The organism is Nostoc cf. edaphicum LEGE 07299 (assembly GCF_015207245.1).
GTDB classification, from domain to species: domain Bacteria; phylum Cyanobacteriota; class Cyanobacteriia; order Cyanobacteriales; family Nostocaceae; genus Nostoc; species Nostoc edaphicum_B.
In genome coordinates, this window is record NZ_JADEXF010000578.1 from 1 (window position 1) to 3876 (window position 3876).

The window sequence follows — 3876 nt, forward strand, 5'->3', positions numbered from 1 at the left end:
GGTGGAGACTGTCATTAGTCATTTGTCCCTTGTTCTTTGTAAATACAAATGACTAATGACTAAGGACAAAGGACGACATTCACGGGTGATTATGTAATTTAGATGTGTTTTAGCTTACATCGACTTGCTATGTTAATGCATCGACTTGCTATGTTAATGCATCGACCTGTTATGTTAATACATCGACCTGTTATGTTAATGCATCGACCTGTTATGTTAATGCATCGACTTGCTATGTTAATGCATCGACCTGTTATGTTAATGCATCGACCTGTTATGTTAATGCATCGACTTGCTATGTTAATGCATCGACCTGTTATGTTAATGCAGCCTCGTTTTACTTCGCACTGGTTTGGTGGGACAAAAGCGATGCCTGCGGTGGTAACAGAGCGTAGTCGAAGTGCAGCGTCTCGTAGAGAAGTGCGGGCTATGCCTACGTAATTAATTAGCCACCTCAAGGTAGTTTTGCTTGATAATACCTTCGTTACAATAAGCCTACGTCAAGTCAAAACATAATGACCTACACCTCGCCCAAACTACTCACCTTTGAGGAATTTATCGCCCAATATGGTGACAATACACGCTACGAATTAATCGACGGGCAATTAAGAGACATGGAACCTACAGGGCCACACGAAGCTATTGCAGGTAATATTGCTGGTAGAATCTATGTCGAAATTTTTAATTCTAATTTCAACTGGCTAGTTCCAAAAACTTGTCTGATAAAACCACCTGCGGCTGAAGCCACAGCGCTGCGTCCTGATGTAATTGTTTTAGATAAAGCAGAACTTAGTAAAGAACCACTCTGGCAAAAAGAACCTATTATTTGTAACGGCAGTACTATTAAGCTTGTTGCTGAAGTTGTGAGTACTAATTGGCAAGACGATTATGCAAGAAAGGTGGAAGAATATGCTTTTCTTAACATCCCAGAATATTGGATTGTGGATTTTCGTGGCTTGGGTGGCTTGCAGTTTATCGGTAATCCCAAACAACCAACCTTTACCGTTTGTCAGTTAGTTAACGGTGTGTACCAGCAACAACAATATCGTTTAGGAGATACTATTTCTTCTGATGTCTTGCCAAATTTACAACTTAAGCTAGACGACATTATGCATATTTGAACTGGAGACTGATTTGGTGAGGCAAGAGCGATCGCTACAGTTTTCTAAGCTAGAATACCAAAGTTGTATTTATACACATCTAACAACTCAATTATTTTTATGAATTACTACGTAATCTACGATGGGAATTGTAATCTCTGCGTTACCCTAGTGCGATCGCTAGAGACCTTAGACCAAGGAAAGTTGTTTCGCTACAGTCCCATGCAAGATGAGCAGACACTTTTACAGTGGGGAATTTCAGCCCAAGATTGCGAACAGGGGATGATTTTAATTGATGGCAATGAACCTCAGAGACGTTGGCAAGGCAGTAACGCCGCAGAAGAAATCGGGCGGTTATTGCCAACAGGAAGTATATTTGTAGACGCTTATCGAGCCTTACCGGGCATGAAATGGGCAGGCGATCGCTTTTACGAACAAATCCGCGATAATCGCTACACAATATTTGGTAAGCGTTCCAATACATATCAATCGGCCTACTGTGTGGATGGTAGCTGCAAGCCGTAGGGATACATCGCTGTGCTAGCCTACGAATGCACCGTTTTTTCTCCGCCATTTCCTTAACATTTGTCATTAGAGAGAATTTGTTCTGGTCAAAAATCCGCCTCCAGGTGCTAGCTAAAACTCTGCTAGACCAACCATTATGCTATCTGGCGTGTTTGTAAACATTGTGCAATCAATGACATTTGCGATCGCCACCGGAAAGGGCGGGTACGCCATCACGCCATGATTCGGCACAACAAACTGGAACTGATGGGAGGATACTGCGTGAAAATAGGTGCTAACTACTTGGGTGACGGAGAGTGTGAATTTACAGTTTGGTCTCCGCTATTAGATGGTGTCACTGTACAAATTTTGACACCAGAACAGCAGTTAATTCCCCTCAAGCCTCAGTCTGAGGGATACTGGCAAACGAAAGTCAACGATGTATATCCAGGAACGCTTTATCGGTATGTCTTAAATGGGCAAGACGCTTTTGCCGATCCGGCGTCGCAGTATCAACCAGAAGGGGTACATGGGCCGTCGCAAATTGTCGATCAACACTTTGAGTGGACTGATGAAGAGTGGACTGGAATTCCTGTGGAGTCGATGATTTTCTATGAAGTTCACGTTGGGACTTTCACGCCTGAAGGAAGTTTCACCGCTATTATTCCCCGCTTACCGGATTTGAAAGAACTGGGAATTAACGCCATTGAAATCATGCCCATCTCCCAGTTTCCGGGAGATACGCATATTGAAGCTTCTCTTGCATACCGCAACTGGGGTTATGACGGCGTTTATCCTTATGCTGTGCAAAACTCCTACGGTAGCCCAGCCGAACTGAAGCAACTGGTAAATGCTTGCCACCAACACGGAATTGCCGTAGTCCTGGATGTGGTGTATAACCACTTTGGGCCAGAAGGCAACTATATGAGTCAGTTCGCGCCCTACTTTACTAAAACCTATAAAACACCTTGGGGCGAAGCGCTGAATTTCGACGATGCCCATAGTCAGGGTGTGCGAAATTATTTTATCGAAAATGCGCTTTACTGGTTGCGTGAGTTCCACATAGATGCATTGCGGCTGGATGCTATTCAAGCAATTTACGACTTGGGGGCGAAGCATTTTCTGTGGGAACTGGCGGAAGCAGTTCATCATTTTTCACAACAAGGGCAAAAATGGAAACGCCATCTCATTGCCGAAAGTGACCAGAATAATCCGCGAATAATTCGTCCCGTAGAATTGGGTGGATATGGTCTTGATGCCCAGTGGAGTGATGATTTTCACCATTCATTGCACGCACTGTTGACAGGCGATCGCCAAGGATATTATCAAGATTTTGGGCAAGTGGCTCAGTTGGCAAAAGCTTATGAAGATACTTTTGTCTACGATTGGAAGTACGCACCACACCGCAAGCGATTTCATGGCGTATCTTGCCGCGATCGCCCTTTGTCACAGTTTACAATCTGTATTCAGAATCACGATCAAATCGGCAATCAAATGAAAGGAGAACGCCTCAGCCAGCGAATCTCTTTTGAGGGATTAAAGTTAGCTGCTGGTGCTGTGCTGCTGTCGCCCAATTTACCCCTGTTGTTCATGGGAGAAGAATACGGCGAAACAGCACCCTTCATTTACTTTGTCAGTCACTCCGATCCAGATTTAATTCAAGCAGTTCGAGCCGGACGCAAACAAGAATTTGAAGCATTTCACTTCGCAGATGATCCCCCAGATCCGGAATCGTCAGAAACTTTCCTAAAGTCTAAACTCAATTGGGAATTACGCAATGAAGGTAAGCACAAAGTTCTGTGGGATTGGTATCGTCATTTAATTAATTTACGCAAGACGCATCCAGCACTTTTGAATCAAGACCGCAACTCCATCAAAGCGACTAGCGATGAAGATAAGCAGTTGGTAATTGTGCGCCGTTGGTGCGAATCAAGCGAACTAATATTTGTGATGAATTTCAATTCGTCTCCAGTGACAGTGACTCTGCCGTTTGAGCATAATGCTAATAAATTGTTGGACTCTGCTGATACCTCATGGTCTGGCCATGGTTCTGAAGCTCCTGAACATCTGTCTGTGGGTCAAGAAGTGAAATTGCAACCTACTAGTTTAGTACTCTATGAAAAAGGATGAGAGGGAGAGTTAGAACTTAAAGTTTCAAGTAAAAAGGCTTAAGGTTCGAGCAATAAGGCTTAATGTTCAAACAATAAGGCTTAATGTTCAAACAATAAGGCTTAATGTTCAAACAATAAGGCTTAATGTTCAAGCTAAAAGG

At 43.4% G+C, this 3876-nt stretch carries 4 protein-coding genes; all 4 read left to right on the plus strand.

The annotated features are described in order from the left end of the window. Positions 1-261: 261 nt before the first annotated feature. Positions 262-441: a hypothetical protein gene (locus IQ229_RS17130; protein ID WP_194045752.1), complete on the plus strand. Its 180-nt coding sequence runs from the start codon at positions 262-264 to the stop codon at positions 439-441. Positions 442-515: 74 nt separating this feature from the next. Further along, positions 516-1121, plus strand: coding sequence for a Uma2 family endonuclease (locus IQ229_RS17135; protein WP_194045754.1), 606 nt, complete (start codon positions 516-518; stop codon positions 1119-1121). 99 nt (positions 1122-1220) lie between these two features. Next, the gene (locus IQ229_RS17140; RefSeq protein WP_194045755.1) at positions 1221-1625 is read left to right on the plus strand and encodes a thiol-disulfide oxidoreductase DCC family protein; all 405 of its coding nucleotides are present in this window, start codon (positions 1221-1223) and stop codon (positions 1623-1625) included. 261 nt (positions 1626-1886) lie between these two features. Further along, positions 1887-3734, plus strand: a complete 1848-nt coding sequence (gene treZ, locus IQ229_RS17145; RefSeq protein WP_194045757.1) for a malto-oligosyltrehalose trehalohydrolase — start codon at positions 1887-1889, stop codon at positions 3732-3734. The last annotated feature ends 142 nt before the right edge of the window (positions 3735-3876 follow it).

Bases quoted from the DNA above. Each gene is read 5' to 3' on its own strand.
- IQ229_RS17135 (WP_194045754.1), top strand. From the start codon at position 516: ATGACCTACACCTCGCCCAAACTACTCACCTTTGAGGAATTTATCGCC.
- IQ229_RS17140 (WP_194045755.1), top strand. From the start codon at position 1,221: ATGAATTACTACGTAATCTACGATGGGAATTGTAATCTCTGCGTTACC.
- IQ229_RS17130 (WP_194045752.1), top strand. From the start codon at position 262: ATGCATCGACCTGTTATGTTAATGCATCGACTTGCTATGTTAATGCAT.